The organism is Lysobacter sp. A378 (assembly GCF_054052125.1).
In genome coordinates, this window is sequence record NZ_JBSVRK010000002.1 from 443,976 (window position 1) to 464,841 (window position 20,866).

Genomic DNA, 20,866 nt, shown 5'->3' on the forward strand with positions numbered 1-20,866 from the left:
GCCCGCCCGATGGATGAACTGGACGAAGACCGCCTGCATGAGCTGATCCCGCGATTACGCCAGTTCGCGCGCGCGCTCACCCGCGATGCCACGGCCGCGGACGATCTGTTCCAGGCCACGCTGGAGCGCGCGCTGCGGGCGTGGGCGTCGCGCAACAAGCAGGACGCGTTGCAGTCGTGGCTGTTCTCGATCCTGTATCGGCAGTTCATCGACGAGCAGCGGCGCGCCAAGCGCTGGCGGCGCGTGCTTGACGTCGTGGGCGTGGCCGACGAGCCCCACTCGCCGTCCGCAGAACGGGTCAACGAGGGGCGACACGCTGGCGGCGTTCGCCGAACTGCCGGCCGAGCAGCGCGCGATCCTGTTGCTGGTCGGCGTCGAGGGTTTCAGTTATCGCGAAGTCGCCGATGCGCTGGAGGTGCCGATCGGCACCGTGATGTCGCGCCTGTCGCGCGCGCGGGACAAGCTGCGGGGGCTGTCCGAGGGTCGCGCGTCCACCCCTGCCTTGCGGATACTCAAATGAACACCCGCGCCCCGCACCCCGACGAACTGCACGCCTATGTCGACGGCCAGCTACCCGCTGGACGGCGCACGGCCGTGGAAGCCTGGTTGGCCGCCAACCCCGACGACGCCGCCAAGATGCGCGGGTGGAAGTCCGACGTCGAAACCCTGCGCTCGGCCTGGGGCAACACCGCCGCGCTGCCGGCCGAACCGCGGCTGGACCCGGCGCGGATCCGACGCGGTCTGCGCAACCGCTGGACCGGGCTGGCCCGCGCGGCCGTGCTGGTCATGGCGTTGGGACTGGGCGGCGCCGGCGGCTGGTGGGCGCGTGATGCGCGCGATGGCCAGACCAACCCGCCGATGGCGGACGCGGTGACGGCGTACCGCCTGCTCGCCGACCAACAGGTGCCGATGGATTTCGAGGGTGACCGGATGGGCGGCCTGCAGGGCTGGCTCGCCCGCAACTTCAGCGAGGCCGGCCGCGTGCCCGACCTCACCTCCGAAGGCTACGCATTGCGCGGCGCGCGCATGCTGTCGACGCCCGAAGGCGCCGCGGCGATGCTGGTCTACGAGGACGGGCAAGGCGGCATGCTCGGTGTCTATCTGCGCCCGCGCACCCAACGCATGCGCGAGGGCCAGCGCCGCGACGGCGGCCTGATGGCGCGGTACTGGGCGCAGGGCGATACCGCGATCGCGGTGGTCAGCTCGCGTTTCGACGAGCGTGCGGGTGACGTTGCGCCGCTGATGCGGCGCGGCGGCTAGTCGCCCCGCCCGTCGCCGAGTAGGAAGCGCAGCGGCACGTCGATCCGCGCGCGCCATGCCGCCTCGTTGTGTTCGGCGCCGGAGCACGCCGCGTGAAGGCCACGCGAAGGTCCTCCCGCTGCCGTTCGTGTCCCCCGCTAAGCTGAGCGGGTGAAGACGGCACTATTCAACACTGATGGCGTGGCAGCCAGCCGCCTGCAATTGATCCCCGGCCCCTGGCCGACGGTACTGGACGCGCTGTGCGCCAGGTTCCCGGCCATTGATCGGGACGCATGGTTGCGGCGTTTCCAGCGCGGGCTGGTGCTGGATGCTGACGGGACACCGTTGATGGCCGCTGCCACGCATCGCGCGGGAACGGTGGTCCAGTACTTCCGGGAAGTGGTCGATGAGCCGCGTATCCCGTTCCAGGAGGCCATCGTCCATCTCGATGAGCACATCCTGGTCGCTGACAAGCCCCATTTCCTGCCAGTCACACCGGCCGGCAGATTCGTCACAGAGACCTTGCTGGCACGGTTGATGCGCCATACGGGGATAAGGGATCTGGTGCCGCTGCACCGCATTGACCGCGCGACGGCGGGTCTGGTGCTGCTGTCGACCAACCCCGGGACCCGCGGAACCTACCAGGCGCTGTTTCGGGAGCGCCGGATCAGTAAAAGCTACCAGGCACTGGCGCCGCCACTGCCGGACACGGCGTTCCCGTTGCTCAGGCGCAGTTGCCTGGCCACGGGTGATCCGTTTTTCCGGATGGCGGAAATCGAGGGCGAACCCAATAGCGAAAGCCGTATCGAGGTGATCGAACAGTCGGCGACGTCATGGCGCTACGCGTTGGAGCCGGTCACCGGCAAGAAGCATCAGTTGCGCGTGCACATGGCCGCATTGGGTGCGCCCATCGCCAATGATGGTCTCTACCCGGTACTGCGTGACCACGCGGCCGATGACTACTCTCGCCCACTGAAATTGCTGGCCACGTCACTGACTTTCGTTGATCCGCTGACCGGGCGTCAGCGGAGCTTCCAGAGTCAGCGGACCTTGTCGGAAGCTGGCGTGCCGATCAGCGCGGCTTGAATGGCTTGCGGGGTGCGAAGCCGGCAGGCTTTCCGTCCCTGGGTTTGCCAGCGTGCGGCTTTCCGGCATGCGGTGGCCGCGGTCCGCGCGGGCCCGGGGCGCGCGCGGCGACGTTGGCGCGCGGGCCACTGCGACCGCCTCCGGTGTCGCCAGCGTCGGCATGGCGGATACGCAATGGCTGGCCAGCGACGTAGACGCGCTTGAGGTGCTCCATCAGCTCGTGCGGCATGCCCTGGGGCAGGTCGACCAGACTGTAGTCGTCGCGGATGTCGATACGGCCGATGAAACGGCTTTCCAGGTCGGCTTCATTGGCAATCGCGCCAACGATATTTCCCGGTTGCACGCCGTGATCGTGGCCGACCTCGATGCGGAAGGTTTCCATGCCGATGTCTTCCGTACGTGGTGCGTTGCGCTCCGGCGGACGGCGCTCGGTGTTGCGCGGCTCCGGGCGCGGCTCGGGGCGTGAATCGTCGCGATGCGGCGGCGCGGCATCCTCGGAGAACATGGCCTCGGCGGCATTGGCCGGCGGGTTGCGATCCGGGAGCGGAGCGCTGGAACGCGGGCTGTGGCTGGCCGCTGCCGGCGGGTTGCCGAAGTCGCGTGGTTCGCGGGGCTCACGAGCCGGCGGCGCCACGTGGCGCTCGTCGAAGCTGCGCGGGGCGGCATCGCGATCCGTGCGTTGCTGACGCGGCGGGCGCGGCGGCTGGCCCCGATGGCCGACATCGCGGGGACTGGCTCCGCGCGGGTCCGGGCGCGGCTCGTACTTCGCGCGCGGCGGCGGCGGGGCCAGCAGCAGAGGATGGTCACCCTGGAACAGCTTGGCCAGTGCCGCAGCGATCTCCACCGCAGGCACATTCTGCTCACGTTCGTAGCGCTCGATCAGCTCGCGGAACATCCCCAGGTCATTGTCGGCCAGGGTGTCGGTGATGCGGTCGAGAAATTTGGAGACGCGCTGCTCGTTGACCGTCTCGATGGTCGGCAATTCCATCTGCTCGATCGGTTGCCGGGTGGCTCGCTCGATCGAGCGCAGCATGCCGCGCTCGCGCGGGGCGACGAACAGGATCGCCTCGCCCTTGCGCCCCGCGCGACCGGTGCGGCCGATGCGGTGGACATAGCTTTCAGTGTCGTAGGGAATGTCGTAGTTCAGCACGTGGCTGATCCGCTCCACGTCCAGGCCACGCGCGGCGACGTCGGTGGCCACCAGCACGTCGATCTTGCCGTCCTTGAGATTCTGGATGGTCCGTTCGCGCTGCTGCTGTTGCACGTCACCATTGATGGCGGCGGCGGAAATCCCGCGTGCGGCAAGTTTGGAAGCCAGCTCATCGGTACCCAGCTTGGTGCGGGCAAACACGATCATGGCGTCGAACGGCTCGGCTTCCAGTATCCGGGTCAGTGCGTCGAGCTTCTGGACACCGCTGACGGCCCAGTACCGCTGCCGGATGTTGGCGGCGGTGCTGGTCTTGTTCTTGATCGCGATCTCGACCGGGTCTTTCAGGTAGGTCTGGGCGATGCGCTTGATCTGCGATGGCATCGTGGCCGAGAACAGCGCGACCTGGCGCGTTTCCGGGGTCTTCTTCAGGACCGTCTCGACGTCGTCGATGAAGCCCATGCGCAGCATTTCATCGGCTTCGTCCAGGACCAGACAACGCAGTTCGGACAAGTCGAGCGAGCCACGTTCGAGGTGGTCGATCACCCGCCCTGGCGTGCCCACGATCACCTGCACGCCGCGCTTGAGCGCCTGCAACTGCGGGTAATAACTCTGGCCACCGTAAATGGGCAGCACGTTGAATTTGCGCAGGTGGACGGAATAGGTCTGGAACGCCTCGGCGACCTGGATCGCCAGCTCGCGTGTCGGCGCCAGCACCAGAGCCTGGGGCTTGAACTGGTTTGGATCGATACGGGCCAGGATCGGCAGCGCAAACGCCGCGGTCTTGCCGGTACCGGTCTGGGCCTGGCCAATCACGTCCCGGCCGGCCATCAGGGGCGGAATGGTCGCGGCCTGGATGGGGGAAGGTGACTCGTAGCCCAGGTCCGCGATCCCGCGCAACAGCGCGTCCGGCAGGCCCAGATCGGTGAAGTTCGGTGAAGTTGAGGTTGAAGTGTCGGGGGAAGCGGGCGTTTCGGCGCTCATCGCAATTCTCGGCAGCGCCGGCAAGGCCGGTCGGGTAGACCGCCTAGTTTAGCGCTCACCGGCAGTGCGCGTGTAACTTTCGCGATCAACCGCTAGCGACCGGTTATGAGTCGGTCACGCCGTTTCCGCATATTGGAGACCCGGCAACGCGGTCAGCCCGCTGGTTCAGCCCTGGACCGGGGTGTGGCTGGTCGGGGTGACGGCTGCGTCGCCGCTGGTATCGGTCGTATCGGTCGTATCGGTTTTGGTGGGCTGCTTGCGAGACAGCTTTTCTTCTTTCTTCTTCTTTTTCGCGATCTCGCGCTGTCGCTTCTCAAACGAATAATTCGGCTTTGCCATGGGCATCTCCTTGCGGGTGAATGCGACCAGTCTAGGGCATGCAGCTTTTTCATGGCGACGGCGGTCACCGCGAGTCTCCGCCAGTGTGTTTACGATGGGGTATTTCCTGGCGTTCCGAGCGACATCATGATTACCGTCCATCATCTCGAGAATTCGCGTTCACAACGCGTGCCATGGCTGCTGGAGGAGCTGGGCCTGCGCTATGAGCTGGTGCGCTACCAGCGCGACCCGCAGACGTTGCTTGCGCCGCCTGAACTGCGCCAGATCCACCCACTGGGCAAGTCACCGGTGCTGGAAGAAGATGGCTTGGTGGTGGCCGAGTCCGGCGCGATCATTGACTACCTGATCGAACAGCACGACCAGGCCCATCGACTATCGCCCGCGCCGGGGCCGGCGGATGATCCGGAGCAGCTTCGGTACCGCTATTGGCTGCATTACGCAGAAGGATCGGCGATGCCGCCGTTGCTGCTCAGCCTGGTGTTCTCACGGCTGAAGCAGGCACCGATGCCGTTCTTCGCCAAGCCGGTCGCGCGCGCCATTGCCGAAAAGACCCTGAAGGCGTTCGTGCGCCCGCAGATCAAGTTGCACATGGACTACATCGATGCCGAGCTGGCCAAACAGCCGTGGTTTGCCGGGGAGCGCTTTACCGCCGCCGACATCCAGATGAGCATCCCGATCGAACTGGCCACGGCGCGTTCCGGTGGAACCGTGTGGCCCAACCTGCAACGTTTCCTGGACCAGATCCGCGCGCGTCCGGCCTATCAGCTGGCGTTGGAGCGCAGTGGTGGACTTGAGCCGGCCCGATGAGTCCGATGCGGTGAGCGCCCCCATGCTGAAGCTTGAATTTGACAACGTATTCCTGCGCGAGATGCCCGGTGACCCCGAGTCCGGCTCGCGGGTACGGTCGGTCGAGAACGCGTTGTGGTCGTCGGTCGAACCGACGCCGGTGCTCGCGCCGCGGCTGCTTGCCCACTCGGCTGAGATGGCCGCAGTGCTTGGCTTCAGCGAGCAAGACGTCGCCTCGGCCCGGTTTGCGCGGGTCTTCGCCGGCAACGAACAGTTGCCAGGCATGCAGCCTTTTGCGTCCAACTACGGTGGCCATCAGTTTGGCCATTGGGCCGGGCAATTGGGCGATGGTCGGGCGATCAGCCTGGGCGAGGTGGTGACCGCCACGGGTGAGCGTTGGGAGCTGCAGCTCAAGGGCGCTGGCCCGACCCCATACTCCCGCAACGCCGACGGTCGCGCGGTGCTGCGCTCATCGGTACGGGAGTTCCTGTGCAGCGAAGCGATGCACCACCTGGGTGTGCCGACCACGCGCGCGTTGAGCCTGGTGGCCACCGGCGAGTCCGTGGTCCGCGACATGTTCTACGACGGACACCCCGCGCCCGAACCGGGTGCGATCGTCTGTCGCATGGCGCCGTCGCTGCTGCGCTTCGGGAACTTCGAGTTGCCTGCCTCGCGGGGGGACATCGATCTGTTGCGGCAGCTGGCCGACTTCTGCATCCGCCGCGACTTCCCGCACCTGGAGGGCGAGGGCGAAGCGCTGTATGGCGCCTGGTTCACGGAAATCTGCGAGCGCACTGCGGTGATGATCGGTCACTGGATGCGGATCGGCTTCGTGCATGGCGTGATGAACACAGACAACATGTCGGTTCTGGGTCTGACCATCGACTACGGCCCGTATGGCTGGATCGACAACTTCGATCCGGACTGGACCCCCAACACCACCGATGCCCAGCGCAAACGCTACCGATTCGGCCAGCAACCGGCCGTGGCGTACTGGAACCTGGGCCGGTTAGCCGGCGCGCTGGCGCCGTTGTTCGACGGGGTGGAGGGGTTGCAGGAGGGGTTGCAGGCCTATGCCGATACCTGGAATGCCACGAGCCGCGACAACACCGCACGCAAACTGGGCCTGGCAGAGTGTCGCGACCAGGATGTGGAATTGATGGAAACGTTGCAGGAGCTCCTGCATGAGGCCGAAGTCGACATGACGATGTTCTTCCGGGAGTTGATCGACTTCAAACCGGACGCGCCTTCACCGGAGCGGTTTGCGGAGTCTTTCTACGACCCCGCCAAGCGTGCGGCCGCGATGCCGGCGCTCGAGGATTGGCTGGTGCGCTACGCACGACGCCTTGGCGAAGATGCGCTGGAGCCACTGCAACGACAGGCCCGGATGCGCGCTGCCAACCCGCGTTACGTGTTGCGCAATTATCTGGCCCAGCAGGCGATTGACCGCGCGACGGGCGGCGACATGGGCGCAGTGGAGGAGTTGCTGGAGGTCATGCGTCGCCCGTATGACGACCAGCCCGGCCGCGAGGCATTCGCGGCCAGACGGCCTGACTGGGCCCGCGACAAGGCCGGGTGCTCGATGCTGTCATGTAGCTCGTGAGCGCGCGGACCGCAGGTTAACAGGCGTGGAGCGAGGCAGGCTCCCTCCAGTCGGAGGGCCCTGCCAGGCCCGGTTCATCGAAGCGCCCGCGAATGCCGGGATCAACGTTGCCGCTCAAGTCGGCGCGAACGCCTTGCCAGCCTTTTTGTCGCGTTTTTCAGCCTTCTTTTCCTTCATGGTCTTGGCCGGTTTCTTTTTCTCGCTTTTCTTCTGGTCCATGCCCTTGCTCATGCCGTTCTCCTGGGTGCCGCAGTTGGGTCGACGCGGACGTTGGACGCCGCACACTGCAGTATGCACTTTGCCCGGCCGGAAACGTCCTCCCGGCGGCGCCAGCCAAGTAGAATGGGCGGATGTCATTGATCACCCTGAATAGCGTCGACTACAGCGTCGGCGGCCCGCTCCTGCTCGAGAACGTCGAGCTGTCCATTGAATCCGGCGAGCGCATCGCCCTGATCGGCCGCAACGGTGCCGGCAAGTCGACCTTGCTGCGCCTGCTGTCGGGCACGATCCATCCCGACGACGGCGAGATTCGCCGTGAGAGCGGCCGCCGGATTGCGCGGCTCGAACAGGAAGTTCCCAAGGAAGCCACTGGCAGCGTGTTCGACGTGGTCGCCGAAGGGATGGGTGAACTGGGCGCCTGGCTGGCGGAATACCACCGCATCAGCCATGCCGAGGTATTCGATGGCGACGCCCTGGCTGACGTGCAGGCCAAAATCGAGACCGCCAACGGTTGGGGCGCCGACCAACGGGTAGTGGAGACGCTGGACCGTCTCGGCCTGGACGGCGACGCGGCATTCACCGGCCTGTCAGGCGGCATGAAGCGTCGGGTCCTGCTGGCGCGTGCGCTGGTGTCGGCGCCCGACCTGCTGCTGCTGGACGAGCCAACCAACCACCTGGACATCGAGGCGATCGACTGGCTGGAGGAGTTCCTCAAGTCATCCTGGAAGGGCGCTTTGGTATTCGTGACCCATGACCGGCGCTTCCTGCGTGCGCTGGCGACAAGGATCGTGGAAATCGACCGCGGCCAGGTCACCAGCTGGCCGGGGGACTGGGCCAACTACGAGCGCCGACGCGAGGAGCGGTTGAACGCGGAAGCTCAGGAGAACGCGCGCTTCGACAAAATGTTGGCGCAAGAGGAAATCTGGATCCGCCAGGGCATCAAGGCCCGGCGCGTGCGTGACGAAGGCCGCGTTCGTCGCCTCAAGGCGATGCGCAACGAGCGCATGGAACGCCGCAACCACGTCGGCAACGTGCGCATGGACCTGGCCCAGGCCGAGTCCTCGGGCAAGAAGGTCGTGGAGGCCAAGCACGTCTCGTTCGACTTTGGCGGCAAGCCGCTGATGCGCGACGTATCCACCACCATCTTCCGCGGCGACCGGATCGGCCTGATCGGCCCCAACGGCAGCGGCAAGACCACCTTGCTCAAGGTATTGCTGGGCGAGCTGCCGCCGCGCGAAGGCGAGGTGCGCACCGGCAGCAACCTGCAGGTTGCGTATTTCGACCAGTACCGCGCCACCCTGCGAGAGGACTGGAGCGCGCTGGAAAACGTCTCGGAGGGACGTGAGTTCGTTGAGGTCGGCGGCAAGCAGAAGCACGTCATCGGCTACCTGCAGGACTTCCTGTTCACCCCCGAGCGCGCCCGCGCACCGATCACCAGGCTGTCGGGTGGCGAGCGCAACCGGCTGCTGCTGGCCAAGCTGTTCGCCCAGCCGTCCAACCTGCTGGTCATGGATGAGCCGACCAACGACCTCGATGTAGAGACCCTGGAGTTGCTGGAAGAACTGTTGGCTGACTACCCGGGCACCTTGCTGCTGGTCAGCCATGACCGCGACTTCCTCGACAACGTGGTGACGTCCACGCTGGTCATGGAAGGCGACGGCCGCGTGGGTGAATACATCGGCGGTTACAGCGACTGGTTGCGCCAGCGACGGGTCGAGTTCACCGCGCCGGCGTCGGCCCACTCGACCCCGATGCCGGTGTCGCCGGTCGCTGCCGCAGTCACTACGCCAACGGCGCCCAAACGCAAGCTCAGCTACAAGGATGCGCGCGAACTGGAACAGTTGCCGGCGCTGATCGAAAGCCTCGAGGCCCGGCTGGCCGGACTTACCGCGCAGATGAACGAGCCCGCGTTCTACCAGCGCAACAGCACCGCGATCAACGCCCACAACGCGACCATCGCCAGTACCCAGGTCGAACTGGAAACTGCGTACGCGCGCTGGGGCGAGCTGGAGTAGGCCGGTTGACGCAGGCGCCCCAGCGCTCGCGCTGACAAGGTTTTTTCCACGTGCGATGCTGGACTGTCACCATCCACGAGACCCATGAAGATGCAGACTCCCGACCGCGAAACTCTGGAACAGGCCGCGCGCGATGGCGACGACGGCGCGCGGATCGAGTTGGGCAATCGCCTGTTGAGCGAACACCCGTATGGCGCCGCTGAACACGAGCGCGGCCTGGACCTGCTCAAGCAAGCGGCGCAAGGCCCGCGGGGCCAGCAGGCGCAGTGGTTCCTTGGTGCCTATTTCACCCAGGTGCCGGTGCGGCCGGACGCGCAGGTGCACGCGGCGCACTGGCTTGGGCAGGCCGCGAGCGCCGGTTTCGCGCCGGCGATCGACCGACTTGCCGACCTCCATCTGCAGGGTGCAGGCGTCGACCGATCGCCCCGGCGCGCGCTGGAACTGCAACGCCGCTTGGCCGATCACGGTTTCCAGCGGGCGGCATGGGAAGCCGGCTACCTGATGTCGCAGGGTGTTGGCGATGCCACCGAGACGACTGCGACGGTTGCGTTCGCCCGGGCTTGCGCCCTCGGCTACCCGCCCGCGTATTACTCGTTGGGCCTGCGTTTCGTGCTCGGCGTCGGAGTGACGCGCGATGGCGCGTTTGGCCGAGCGCTGCTGCACCGCGCCGCCGATGGCGGTTTCCCTCATGCACGTGAAGCCGCGGACGAACTCGCCCCCGAGGCTGAATTCGGCGCCGAAGCATCGCGATGGTACGGTCGCCTGAAGGCCAACCTCGACAGCGCGCCGCTGGAGCGGTTGGTGCCGGGCCGGTCAGCGGTGGGGCAGCATTCGAACCCGGTGGTTCAGGTGCTGGAGGCGCATTTTGCCGGGGTTGGTCACCCGGCACTTCGCATCGACGACCGCGGCCGGCTGGACTGCGTGGCTGGCGGAGATGCCGCTTTGCAGACGCAGTCGCCCCGATGGGAATGGCTTGCCGAGCGCCCGAAGATCGGCATCAGCCGCGCTTTCGCGTCCCGCGAGGAATGTGCGCATCTGATTCACAAGATGGCCCAATCATTGAAGCAGGCCAGCGAGTACCGCCGCAGCAGCAGCGCCAACGACGATGCCGAGGTGCTGTACTTCAGCGGGCGCGGCCAGTCGGTCGGCGCGATGCAGGCCGACTCGGTGGTGCGCTGGCTCGAACACCGCATCGCGACGATGACGGACTGGCAGCTCGACGCGCTGGAACCCTGCTCGGTGATCCGCTACCAGCCGGGCGAGGAGTACCGCCCGCATGTCGATTACTTCTCGTCCGAGCAGATCGAAATCAACCGCGCCGAGGGCAGGGACTTCGGTGGCCAGCGCATCGCCACGTTCCTGTTGTACCTGCGAGTGCCCGAACAAGGCGGCGAAACGTTTTACGAGCATGCGGGGATCACGGTGAAGGGCGCGCCGGGCATGGGCGTGCTGCACTACAACGTGACCCCCGATGGCAGCGCCGACGAACAGTCGCTGCACACCGGCAAGCCGGTGCGGCAGGGTGAGAAATGGCTGTGGCGCTCGACCCTGCGCGAGCACTGCCTGTATCGGGCGCCGCAGCGTTGAATCGGACGAACTGAGTATCCCTGCGCCCCCCAGCCATCCCGTACGTGACCGCAGCGGCTTCGTCCAGGTACGTGGCGCGCGTGAGCACAACCTGCGGGATGTCGACGTCGACATCCCGCGGGATGCGCTGGTGGTCTTCACCGGGGTGTCCGGTTCGGGCAAGTCATCGCTGGCGTTCGGCACCCTGTACGCGGAGGCGCAACGTCGTTACCTGGACTCGGTGGCGCCGTACGCGCGCCGGTTGATCGACCAGGCCGGGATACCGCAGGTCGACTCGATCGAAGGGTTGCCGCCGGCGGTCGCGCTGCAACAGCAGCGTGGCTCGCCGAGCACGCGCTCATCAGTTGGCAGCGTCACCACGTTGTCGAACGCGTTGCGCATGTTGTATTCACGCGCCGGCCGCTACCCGCCGGGGCAGCCGATCATCTACGCCGATGGCTTCTCGCCCAACACGCCGCAGGGCGCCTGCCCGCAATGCCACGGCCTGGGTTCTGTGCACGAGGTCACCGAGCGGTCGATGGTGCCCGATGACTCGCTGAGCATCCGCGAACGTGCGGTGGCCGCCTGGCCGCCGGCCTGGCACGGGCAGAACCAGCGCGACATCCTGGTCACGCTGGGCTACGACATTGATGTTCCCTGGCGCGAGCTGCCGCAGGCGCAACGCGACTGGATCCTGTTCACCGACGAGCAGCCGGTAGTGCCGGTCTACCGCGACTTGACCCCGGAACAGACACGAGCGGCGCTCGAACGCGGCGACAACCCCAGTTACAAGGGCACGTTCTCCAGCGCGCAGCGCTATGTGCTGCACACCTTCGCGCACACCCAGAGCGCGATGATCAAGAAGCGCGTCGCGCAATACATGGTCAGCACCACCTGCCCGCTGTGCGAAGGCAAGCGGTTGCGGCGCGAGGCGCTGTCGGTGACCTTCTCCGGTCTGGATATCGGCGAGTTGTCGCGGCTGCCGTTGAAACAGCTGGCCCGATTGCTGCAGCCGGTTGCGGAGGGTGCCCCGGTCGACGTGCAGCAGGCCAAGGCGCACCCCGAACAGGCCGTGGTGGCCCAACGCATCGCGCACGACCTGCTGGCGCGGATTGGCATCATCGTCGGGCTCGGGCTGGGCTATCTGACGCTTGAGCGCACCACGCCGACCCTGTCGCCGGGCGAGTTGCAGCGGCTGCGGCTGGCGACCCAGATCCGCTCCAACCTGTTCGGCGTGGTCTACGTGCTCGACGAGCCGTCCGCCGGCCTGCATCCGGCCGACACCCAGGCGCTGCTGACGGCGCTGGAGCAGCTGAAGGACGCGGGCAACTCGCTGTTCGTGGTCGAGCACGAGACCGATGTCATCCGCCGTGCGGACTGGCTGGTCGATATCGGCCCGGCGGCGGGCGAGCACGGCGGCCGCGTGCTGTACAGCGGGCTGCCGGATGGCCTGTCGGGCGTCGCCGACTCGCAGACCGCGCGCTACCTGTTCGACCGTGCGGCGGTGCCTGTGCGGGTACCGCGCACGCCGACGGGCTGGTTGCGGCTGGAGGGCGTCAGCCGCAACAACCTGGACGGGGTAGACGTCGGATTCCCTCTGGGCGTGTTCACCACCGTCACCGGCGTGTCCGGCTCGGGCAAATCCAGCCTGGTCAGCCAAGCGCTGGTCGAACTGCTTTCCGGGCACCTTGGCCAGTCGGTGCGCGCCGACGCGGACGATGCCCAGCAGCTCGAGCCGGCGCCCGTCACCCGGGGCGGCCGCATCACCGAAGGCCTCGACCAGATCACGCGTCTGGTCACCGTTGACCAGAAGCCGATCGGTCGTACCCCGCGCTCGAACCTGGCCACCTACACCGGCCTGTTCGACCATGTGCGCAAGCTGTTTGCGGCGACACCGCAGGCGCGCGAGCGCGGCTACGATGCGGGCCGCTTTTCGTTCAATGTCGCCAAGGGCCGTTGCGAGACCTGCGAAGGCGAGGGCTTCGTCAGCGTCGAATTACTGTTCATGCCGAGCGTTTACGCGCCTTGCCCCAGCTGCCATGGCGCCCGTTACAACCCCCAGACGCTCGAGGTCAGCTACCGCGGCCGCAACATCGCCGAGGTGCTGGCGTTGACCGTGGATGCCGCCGCCGACTTCTTCGCCGGTGATCCGCCGGTAGCGCGGCCGCTGAAGGTGCTGCGCGAGGTCGGTCTGGGCTATCTGCGCCTGGGCCAGCCGGCCACGGAGCTGTCGGGCGGGGAAGCGCAGCGGATCAAGCTGGCCAGTGAACTGCAACGTGCGCACCGGCGAGGCACGCTGTACCTGCTGGACGAGCCGACCACGGGCCTGCACCCGGCCGACGTGGACGTGCTGATGCGGCAGCTGGACGGGCTGGTCGAGGCGGGCAATACCGTCATCGTGGTTGAGCACGACATGCGTGTGGCCGCGGCCAGCGACTGGATCATCGACATCGGTCCTGGCGGCGGTGACGAGGGCGGCAAGGTGGTGGTGCAAGGCACTCCGCAGGAGGTTTGCCAATCGCGACATAGCCGGACTGCGCCCTTCCTGGCAGCATGTTGCGGTTGAGCCGGGTTACGGCTTGAGCAGCCGCGGAACGCTTCCGGTGCTCAAAACGCCCGACTGATGGTGAAGCTCCCATACGCAGGACGGTTGCGCTGACCCTCGAACTCCCGGGAACGGAAGTAGCGGGCGAAAGCAAACTTGGTGCGGCCACGGGTCATGGCGACGCCGATTGCGGCTTCGGCGACCAGTGGCTCCTTGTCGACGCTGTGGCTTCTGCGGAACGTGTTGCCATCAAGGGTCAGGTCGCGCAGCACCCACCGCGCATCGGCGGCAAGGAACGCATGCCAGGACCAGCCCCGTACCATCCTTCGATCAATGGTCGGCGAGGTGTTGTTGCCTGCCGGCCGTACCGGGCTGGAGCCGAAATCGTCCGGCAGCCGGTGGCCGAGCCGCAACTCGAACCCGGCGTTCGCATGGGTGTGTAAATTGCCGATCGCTCCACCCCAGTGCGAAACTGCATCCCATTCCAGGTAGCCCTCGCCGATCGTAACCGCCGGCTGTCGGCGTGACCGTTCGTGGACAAGGTTCAGTACCGGCTCGTTGTGCAGTTGGTGCTCCCAACCGTGGAACTTGTCCGCGCCGACGATGTCGTGGATCAGGTCCTGGGTGCGTTCGGCCAGCGAGGCGGGACCGACCATGCCCACCAGCAGTTGCGTGGTGAATAGTTCGTGTTCCTTGCGGGCGTTGTAGCCGAAGCCCACCAGCAGCGCGCCCGCGTATGGCCGGTCGTGCTCGATCAGGTCCGTCCGTGTGTGGTCCCCGGGGGTGAATATCCCCTGGGCGACAGTGACAACCATGTTCTGCTGGTCGAAGCCCCCGGGCTGGATGCGTTGCAGGTATCCATTCAACCAGCGCGCCGGCGCCGGCAGGCACGGGTCGTCGACATAGTCCTTGAGATTGGGCGAGACCATGGTCAGCAGCACGCCACTGGTGTAACCCTCGTCCCGGTTCGCGAACAGATCGTTGTCCACCCGCAAGCTGACGACCGGCGGGTAGGCTGCCAGGGTGGAGTCCTCGGGGCAGACGGCCTGCGCGGCGGCAAGGCCAGGCAACAACACGCCCAGCGCCAGCACGCACCATTGGCCCAGGTGGTATCGCTTGGCCGCCATGGGACGCCCTTTACGCGCTGGCGCTATCGAGCAGGGTGATCTCGGTCGCCGGGAGCGCCAGCAGGGTTGAGCGAACCAGACTGTCGAGCTGCTCGATTGTGGTGGCGCTGGCGATCGGCGCGGTGACGCCTTCACGCGCGATCAGCCAGGCCAACGCGACTTCGGCCGGCGTCGCGTCGTGGTTTGCCGCTACCGCGTCCAGTGCCTGCAGGATCTTCAGGCCACGCGCGTCGAGATACCGGGCGATGCCCTGGCCACGCACGCTCTTGCCCAGGTCCTCGCTGGAGCGGTACTTGCCCGACAGAAAGCCCGAGGCGAGGCTGTAGTACGTGATTACGCCCTGGCCTTCGGCGATGCAAAGATCGCGCAGTCCGGCCTCGTAGCCGGCGCGGTCGTAGAGGTTGTACTCGGGCTGCTGGACCTCGTAGCGTGGCAGGTCCTTTTCCGATGCCACCGCGAGTGCCTCGCGAAGCTGTGCCGCATCTAGGTTGGAGGCGCCGATGGTCCGCACCTTGCCTTGGGCGATGAGCTGCTCGTAGGCGCGCAGGGTTTCCTCCACCGCCGTATCCGGATCCGGCTGATGGCTCAGGTAAAGGTCGATGCGGTCGGTCTGCAGCCGGCGCAGCGAGTCTTCGGCAGCCGTAATGATCCATTTCGCCGACAGGCCCTTGCGGTCGGGGGCCATCTGCGAGCCGACCTTGGTGATGATGACGGTCTTCTCGCGCCGGGCGGGGGCTGCCTTGAGCCAGTTGCCGATGATGGTCTCCGACTCGCCGCCCTGATTGCCGGGCACCCAGGTGGAGTACACGTCGGCGGTGTCTATGGCGTTCAGGCCGGCATCGATGAAGCGGTCGAGCAGGGCGAAGGCGGTCGGCTGATCCACCGTCCAGCCGAATACGTTGCCGCCGAATACCAGCGGTGCGATCTGCAGGCCGCTACGGCCAAGGGGACGCTTGTTCATGGAGGTTCCTCTTGCGTGTTTCTGCGGAGGGCCAGGCCCGCGGATCGATCCCGGTTACGGGCTGAGCAGCTGCGGCACGAAATCCTGCAAGGCCTTCGCCAATAGTGCCCGGTCCAGTTCGGGCTCGCGGGTCTCGCGCACTTTCAGCCCTTCAAACAGCAGCTGCAGCATCAGTGCGCGGGACGGAGCCAATTCGGTCGGCAACCCGCACCCGCCGCGTTCGGGGCTGTCGCTCAGCCACTGGGACAAGGCCTTGCGCAGGACGGTGTCGAAACCGTCCAGCGCAGCGGCGATGGTCGGGTCGCGGGTGGCTTCGGCGGACATTTCCAGCAGCAGCGCGGGGTTTACGCCGCGCGGGGCCGGATGGCAGGCGCGGCCGAAACTGCCGCTCATCTCGGCGATCATGTCGACCTGGCGATTGAGGTGGACATCGTGCAAAAACAGTTCGAGCTGGTGCTGCACGATCGCCAGGATGATCTCGTTCTTGCCCGCGAAGTAGCGGTAGATCAGCCCGGCGCTCATGCCGGCGGTCTCGGCGATGTTGGCCATGCTGGCGCCGTGGAAGCCGTGCTCGATGAAGCACTTCTGCGCCGCAGCCAGGATCCGTTCGCGCTGGGCTTCGACGCGGGCTTCGCCTTTCGCCGCGACCAGTGCCTCCTCGATCATGGCCAGGGGGTCAGGGGTTTTGCTCATACCACCCGCCGCCGAGCACCTTGTACAGAGTGATCCGGTTGGCCTGCTCGGATAACAGGGTCGCCACCAGGGATTGGCGGGCTGCATACAACGTCCGCTGGGCATCGAGCAGGATCAGATAGCTGTCCCTGCCGGCGTCATAGCGGGCCTGGGAGAGATCGTGTGCACGGGTCGCTGCTTCCACCAGGGCTTGCTGCGCAATCCGCTGGTCGGCCAGGGTCTTGCTCAGCGCCAATGCATCGGCCACTTCGCGGAAACCGACCTGGATCGACTTTTCATACTGGGCCAGGGCGATATCGCGGTCGGCGGTGGCCACGCCCAGGTTGGCGCGCAGACGCCCGCCCTGGAAGATCGGCAGGTTGACCCGCGGCACGAAGCTCCAGATGCTGGTGCCACCATCGAACAAGCCCGATAGCTCGGTGCTGGTGGAGCCAATGCTGCCGGTCAGGCTGATGGAGGGGAAGAATGCCGCGCGAGCCGCGCCGATGTTGGCGTTGGCCGCAAGCAACTGGTGTTCGGCGGCCATGATGTCCGGCCGGCGCAGCAGCACTTCCGAGGGCAGACCGGCGGGCAGGGCTTCCAGTCCGCTGACCTGCGGCTGGAATGCGTCAGGCAGCAATTCCGGCGCGACCGGGCTTCCCACCAGCAGGTTCAGCGCGTTGGTGTCCTGCGCCACCTGGCCGGCAAACCGGGCGACGTCGGAGCGCGCGGTTTCAACCACCGTGCGGGACTGGTTGACTTCCAATGCCGACAAGGCACCCAGCTCATGACGCTGTTGGGTCAGTTTGTAGGAGGTTTCCTGGGTGGCCAGCGTGGCCTCGGAGATCTGCAGCAGTTCGCGGTCGGCCGACAGGGTGAGGTAGGTGTTGGCAACCTCCCCGATCAATGCCAGTTGGGCGCTGCGACGGGCTTCCTCGGTGGCGAAGTACTGCTGCAGCGCCGCCTGGCTGAGGTTGCGCACGCGACCAAACAGATCGAGCTCGAACTCGGCAATTCCCAGGTTGGCGGAGTAGGTCTCGCTGGTCGTTACGTCGCCACCGATCCGCTCCATCTGCCCGGTCACGCCGAGCGATGGCATGCGGTCGGCCCGCTGGATCCGGTACTGGGAGCGGGCGCGTTCCACGTTGAGCATGGCCACCCGCAGGTCGCGGTTGTTCTCAAGCGAAAGCGCAATCAGCTGCTCCAACGCCGGATCGACGAAGAAGTTGCGCCAGCCGATATCGGCGACCGGGAGCGCAGTGGAGGCGCCGGTTGTCGGGGCAGGGGAGGACACCGAGGTGGTCGGCGGCAACGGCCACTCGCCGGCAATCGCCGGCGCCGCCTCGGGTACCCGGGGTTCGAGCATGGCGCAGCCGGACACGAACAGGCTCGTCGCCAGTGCCAGTGCGGTGATCAGTGGCTTATGCATGGTTGTCGTCTCCGGCTGCGAGGGCAGCAGCAGCGGGTTGGCGCAGGTCGCGGTTGAACAGCAGTTCGACCACCAGGAAGAACAAGGGCACGAAGACCAGGCCAAGCAACACGCCGACGATCATGCCGCCGAGCACACCGGTACCGATCGCATTCTGTGCGCCCGAACCGGCACCGCTGGCAATGGCCAGTGGCAGCACGCCCATGCCGAACGCCAGCGAGGTCATCAGGATCGGCCGCAGGCGTTCGCGCACCGCGCGCATCGTTGCCTTGGTCAGTTCCGTGCCCTCGGCCATGTAGTCCTTGGCGAAGGTGATGATCATGATCGCGTTCTTGCTGGTCAGTCCCACCGTGGTCAGCATCGCCACCTGGAAATAGACGTCGCGTTCCATGCCACGCATCGAGGCCGCCAGCACGGTGCCCAGGATGCCCAGTGGCGCCACCATCAGCACCGCGGTCGGGATCGTCCAGCTTTCATACAGCGCGGCCAGACACAGGAACACGATCAGCAGCGACAACGTGTAGAGCAATGGCGTCTGCGAGCCGGCCTCGCGTTCTTGATAGGACAAGCCGGTCCACTCGATGCCGAATCCGCTCGGCAGTTGTGCAGCGAGCTGCTCGATGGTGTCCATGGCTTCGCCCGAGCTTTCCCCTGGCGCAGCCTCACCCTGGATCTGGACTGCGGACACCCCGTTGTAGCGCTCCAGGCGCGGTGAACCATAGGTCCACCGCGAGGTGCCGAAAGCGGAGAACGGCACCATCTCGCCGGCGTTGTTGCGCACCGTCCACTGGTTGAAGTCCTCGGGCACCATGCGGAATGGCGCATCGGCCTGCAACATCACCCGCTTGACGCGGCCACGGTCGATGAAGTCATCGATGTACTGGCCGCCCCAGGCCGCCGACAAGGTGGCGTTGATGGTGGCAGTCGACAAGCCCAATGCACTGGCTTTTTCCTGGTCGATATCCAGTCGCAACTGCGGTGAGTCCTCCTGGCCGTTGGGACGTACGTTGGCCAGCACCGGATTCTGGGCGGCCGCACCCAGCAACTGGTTGCGCGCCGCGATCAGTGCGTCGTGGCCGAGGCCGGCGTTGTCCTTGAGATAGAAGGCGAAGCCGGCGGCGGTACCCAACTCGGGAATGGCCGGCGGGGCGAAGGCGAACGCAAATGCATCCTGAATGGCGGAAAGCCCGATCATCGCGCGGCCGGCAATCGCGGTGGCGCTCGCCTCGTCGCTCGTGCGCTCGCTCCAGTCATTCAACTTGACGAAGGCCATGCCGTTGTTCTGGCCGGTCCCGCCGAAGCTGAAGCCCTGCACGCTGAATACCGATTCGACGTTCTCCTTCTCGTTCTCCAGGAAGTAGTTCTCCAACTTCTCCATGGACTCCATGGTCCGCTCCTGGGTCGCACCTACCGGGGCCAGGATCTGGGCGAACAGGATGCCCTGGTCCTCTTCTGGCAGGAACGAGCTGGGCAGGCGGATGAACAGCAGGCCCATCACCACGACCAGAGCCACGAAGATCGCCATGAAGCGCTTGGAGCGGCCCATGATTCCGTGCACGCCGCGCCGGTACTTCTTGCTGCTGTTGTCGAAGTGGCGGTTGAACCAGCCGAAGAAGCCGGTGGTCTTGCCGTGCTCGCCCTTGTTGATCGGCTTGAGCATGGTCGCGCACAACGCCGGGGTCAGCACGATGGCAACGAGCACCGACAAGCCGATCGCCGAGACGATCGTGGCGGAGAATTGTCGATAGATGATGCCGGTCGAGCCGGACATGAAGGCCATCGGCACGAACACCGCCGACAGCACCAGCCCGATGCCGACCAGCGCGCCGGTGATCTGGGTCATCGATTTACGCGACGCCTCCAGCGGCGACAGACCTTCCTCGGACATCAATCGCTCGACGTTCTCTACCACCACGATGGCGTCATCGACCAGCAAGCCGATCGCCAGCACCATCGCGAACATCGTCAGCATGTTCACCGAGAAACCCAATGCCGCCAGGATGCCGAAGGTGCCCAGCAGGACCACCGGTACCGCGATGGTGGGAATCAGCGTGGCGCGGAAATTCTGCAGGAACAGGTACATCACCAGGAACACCAGCACGATGGCTTCCAGCAAGGTGATGATGACGCCCTTGATCGCCACCCTCACGAACGGCGTGCTGTCGAATGGCGTGACGGTCGTCAGGCCGGGCGGGAAGAACGGCTCCAGTTCGTCGAGCGTGGCCTTCACTCCCGCGGAAGTCTCCAGCGCATTGGCGCCGGTGGCCAGTGAAATGGCGACACCGGTTGCGGTCTGGCCGTTGTAGCGGGAGATGAACTCGTAGTTCTCCGAGCCCATCTCCACCCGTGCGACGTCGCCCAGCTTGAGTACCGAGCCATCAGCATTGCTGCGCACCACGATGTCGCGGAACTGTTCCGGCGTCTGCAGCCGGTCCTGCGCGGTCACGGTGGCATTGATCTGCTGGCCCTCGATGGCCGGCGCGCCGCCGAGCGAGCCGACCGCGACCTGTGCGTTTTGCGCCTGCACCGCGGCGGTGATGTCGGCGGGAGTGAGGTGGTAGGTATCGAGCTTGTTGGGGTCCAGCCAGATCCGCATCGCGTACTTGGACCCGAACACCTGGATGGTGCCCACGCCGGGTACCCGGCTGAGTGGATCGACCAGGGTGGCGCCGACGTAATCGGCGATGTCGTCCTTGGACATGCTGCCGTCCTCGGACACGAAGCCGATCACCTGCAGGAAGCCACTGGCCGACTTGCTGACGTTGACGCCCTGGCGCTGCACTTCCTGTGGCAGCAACGGCATGGCCGACTGCAGCTTGTTCTGCACCTGCACCTGGGCGGTGTCGGGGTCGGTGCCGTTCTCGAACGTCAGGGTGATGGAGGCGCCGCCGCTGGCTTCACTGGTGGATGAGAAGTACAGCAGGCCGTCGAGGCCCTTCATGTTCTGCTCGATGATCTGCACCACCGAGTCCTCGACCACCTTCGCCGAGGCGCCGGGGTAGGTGGCGTTGATGGATACCGTGGGTGGTGCGATGGTCGGATACTGCGAGATCGGCAGGGTGAAGATGGCCAGCCCGCCGGCCAGCATGATGATGATCGCGATGACCCACGCAAAGATGGGGCGATCGATGAAGAAGTGTGCCATGAA

At 66.1% G+C, this 20,866-nt stretch carries 14 protein-coding genes and 1 pseudogene; 8 read left to right on the top strand and 7 right to left on the bottom strand.

Features of this window, described 5'->3' with window-relative positions:
- The first annotated feature begins 9 nt into the window (after positions 1–9).
- From ACW7G1_RS08040 to ACW7G1_RS08050, 3 genes and pseudogenes are all read left to right on the top strand, one after another.
- Positions 10–520, top strand: a pseudogene (locus tag ACW7G1_RS08040) (RNA polymerase sigma factor).
- Positions 517–1,260, top strand: coding sequence for an anti-sigma factor family protein (locus tag ACW7G1_RS08045; RefSeq protein ID WP_456979237.1), 744 nt, complete (start codon positions 517–519; stop codon positions 1,258–1,260). The pseudogene ACW7G1_RS08040 and the gene ACW7G1_RS08045 overlap by 4 nt, the downstream one beginning before the upstream one ends.
- 180 nt (positions 1,261–1,440) lie before the next feature.
- Positions 1,441–2,325 (top strand): pseudouridine synthase, encoded by an 885-nt coding sequence (locus ACW7G1_RS08050; RefSeq protein ID WP_456979238.1) that lies wholly within the window; start codon positions 1,441–1,443, stop codon positions 2,323–2,325.
- On the opposite strand, the gene ACW7G1_RS08055 is transcribed toward ACW7G1_RS08050, so the two are convergent.
- Both ACW7G1_RS08055 and ACW7G1_RS08060 read right to left on the bottom strand, forming a co-directional pair.
- On the bottom strand, positions 2,312–4,456 hold the full coding sequence (locus ACW7G1_RS08055) for a DEAD/DEAH box helicase (RefSeq protein ID WP_456979239.1): 2,145 nt from the start codon (positions 4,454–4,456) through the stop codon (positions 2,312–2,314). The genes ACW7G1_RS08050 and ACW7G1_RS08055 overlap by 14 nt on opposite strands.
- Positions 4,457–4,621: 165 nt before the next feature.
- Positions 4,622–4,795 (bottom strand): hypothetical protein, encoded by a 174-nt coding sequence (locus tag ACW7G1_RS08060; protein WP_456979240.1) that lies wholly within the window; start codon positions 4,793–4,795, stop codon positions 4,622–4,624.
- Between the two features lie 126 nt (positions 4,796–4,921).
- On the opposite strand from ACW7G1_RS08060, the gene ACW7G1_RS08065 reads away from it, so the two are divergent.
- The 5 genes from ACW7G1_RS08065 to uvrA all read left to right on the top strand — a co-directional run bounded on the left by ACW7G1_RS08065 (position 4,922) and on the right by uvrA (position 13,550).
- On the top strand, positions 4,922–5,602 hold the full coding sequence (locus ACW7G1_RS08065; RefSeq protein ID WP_456979241.1) for a glutathione S-transferase: 681 nt from the start codon (positions 4,922–4,924) through the stop codon (positions 5,600–5,602).
- Between the two features lie 22 nt (positions 5,603–5,624).
- A complete protein-coding gene (locus ACW7G1_RS08070) occupies positions 5,625–7,184 on the top strand; it encodes a protein adenylyltransferase SelO (protein ID WP_456979242.1) in 1,560 nt (519 codons plus the stop codon).
- A gap of 350 nt (positions 7,185–7,534) precedes the next feature.
- The gene (locus ACW7G1_RS08075; RefSeq protein ID WP_456979243.1) at positions 7,535–9,418 is read left to right on the top strand and encodes an ATP-binding cassette domain-containing protein; all 1,884 of its coding nucleotides are present in this window, start codon (positions 7,535–7,537) and stop codon (positions 9,416–9,418) included.
- Positions 9,419–9,502: 84 nt separating this feature from the next.
- On the top strand, positions 9,503–11,005 hold the full coding sequence (locus tag ACW7G1_RS08080; protein WP_456979244.1) for a 2OG-Fe(II) oxygenase: 1,503 nt from the start codon (positions 9,503–9,505) through the stop codon (positions 11,003–11,005).
- A 16-nt stretch (positions 11,006–11,021) separates the two neighbouring features.
- Positions 11,022–13,550, top strand: a complete 2,529-nt coding sequence (uvrA, locus tag ACW7G1_RS08085) for an excinuclease ABC subunit UvrA (RefSeq protein WP_456979870.1) — start codon at positions 11,022–11,024, stop codon at positions 13,548–13,550.
- Positions 13,551–13,591: 41 nt separating this feature from the next.
- Here uvrA and ACW7G1_RS08090 read toward each other — a convergent pair whose 3' ends face one another.
- The 5 genes from ACW7G1_RS08090 to ACW7G1_RS08110 are packed head-to-tail and all read right to left on the bottom strand — an operon-like array spanning position 13,592 to position 20,863.
- Positions 13,592–14,656, bottom strand: a complete 1,065-nt coding sequence (locus ACW7G1_RS08090) for a lipid A deacylase LpxR family protein (protein WP_456979245.1) — start codon at positions 14,654–14,656, stop codon at positions 13,592–13,594.
- Between the two features lie 10 nt (positions 14,657–14,666).
- Positions 14,667–15,617, bottom strand: a complete 951-nt coding sequence (locus ACW7G1_RS08095) for an aldo/keto reductase (protein WP_456979246.1) — start codon at positions 15,615–15,617, stop codon at positions 14,667–14,669.
- 54 nt (positions 15,618–15,671) lie between these two features.
- Positions 15,672–16,310, bottom strand: a complete 639-nt coding sequence (locus tag ACW7G1_RS08100; protein ID WP_456979247.1) for a TetR/AcrR family transcriptional regulator — start codon at positions 16,308–16,310, stop codon at positions 15,672–15,674.
- Positions 16,294–17,718 carry an efflux transporter outer membrane subunit gene (locus ACW7G1_RS08105; RefSeq protein WP_456979248.1) on the bottom strand — a complete coding sequence of 475 codons (1,425 nt, stop codon included), beginning with the start codon at positions 17,716–17,718 and terminating at the stop codon, positions 16,294–16,296. The genes ACW7G1_RS08100 and ACW7G1_RS08105 overlap by 17 nt, the downstream gene beginning before the upstream one ends.
- A complete protein-coding gene (locus tag ACW7G1_RS08110) occupies positions 17,711–20,863 on the bottom strand; it encodes an efflux RND transporter permease subunit (protein WP_456979249.1) in 3,153 nt (1,050 codons plus the stop codon). The genes ACW7G1_RS08105 and ACW7G1_RS08110 overlap by 8 nt, the downstream gene beginning before the upstream one ends.
- Between the last annotated feature and the right edge of the window lie 3 nt (positions 20,864–20,866).

Excerpts from the sequence above, each read along its gene's own strand:
- ACW7G1_RS08060 (WP_456979240.1), bottom strand. The coding sequence starts at position 4,795 with ATGGCAAAGCCGAATTATTCGTTTGAGAAGCGACAGCGCGAGATCGCG.
- ACW7G1_RS08075 (WP_456979243.1), top strand. The coding sequence starts at position 7,535 with ATGTCATTGATCACCCTGAATAGCGTCGACTACAGCGTCGGCGGCCCG.
- ACW7G1_RS08105 (WP_456979248.1), bottom strand. The coding sequence starts at position 17,718 with ATGCATAAGCCACTGATCACCGCACTGGCACTGGCGACGAGCCTGTTC.
- ACW7G1_RS08055 (WP_456979239.1), bottom strand. The coding sequence starts at position 4,456 with ATGAGCGCCGAAACGCCCGCTTCCCCCGACACTTCAACCTCAACTTCA.
- ACW7G1_RS08080 (WP_456979244.1), top strand. The coding sequence starts at position 9,503 with ATGAAGATGCAGACTCCCGACCGCGAAACTCTGGAACAGGCCGCGCGC.
- ACW7G1_RS08110 (WP_456979249.1), bottom strand. The coding sequence starts at position 20,863 with ATGGCACACTTCTTCATCGATCGCCCCATCTTTGCGTGGGTCATCGCG.
- ACW7G1_RS08045 (WP_456979237.1), top strand. The coding sequence starts at position 517 with ATGAACACCCGCGCCCCGCACCCCGACGAACTGCACGCCTATGTCGAC.
- ACW7G1_RS08070 (WP_456979242.1), top strand. The coding sequence starts at position 5,625 with ATGCTGAAGCTTGAATTTGACAACGTATTCCTGCGCGAGATGCCCGGT.
- ACW7G1_RS08095 (WP_456979246.1), bottom strand. The coding sequence starts at position 15,617 with ATGAACAAGCGTCCCCTTGGCCGTAGCGGCCTGCAGATCGCACCGCTG.
- ACW7G1_RS08090 (WP_456979245.1), bottom strand. The coding sequence starts at position 14,656 with ATGGCGGCCAAGCGATACCACCTGGGCCAATGGTGCGTGCTGGCGCTG.
- ACW7G1_RS08065 (WP_456979241.1), top strand. The coding sequence starts at position 4,922 with ATGATTACCGTCCATCATCTCGAGAATTCGCGTTCACAACGCGTGCCA.
- ACW7G1_RS08100 (WP_456979247.1), bottom strand. The coding sequence starts at position 16,310 with ATGAGCAAAACCCCTGACCCCCTGGCCATGATCGAGGAGGCACTGGTC.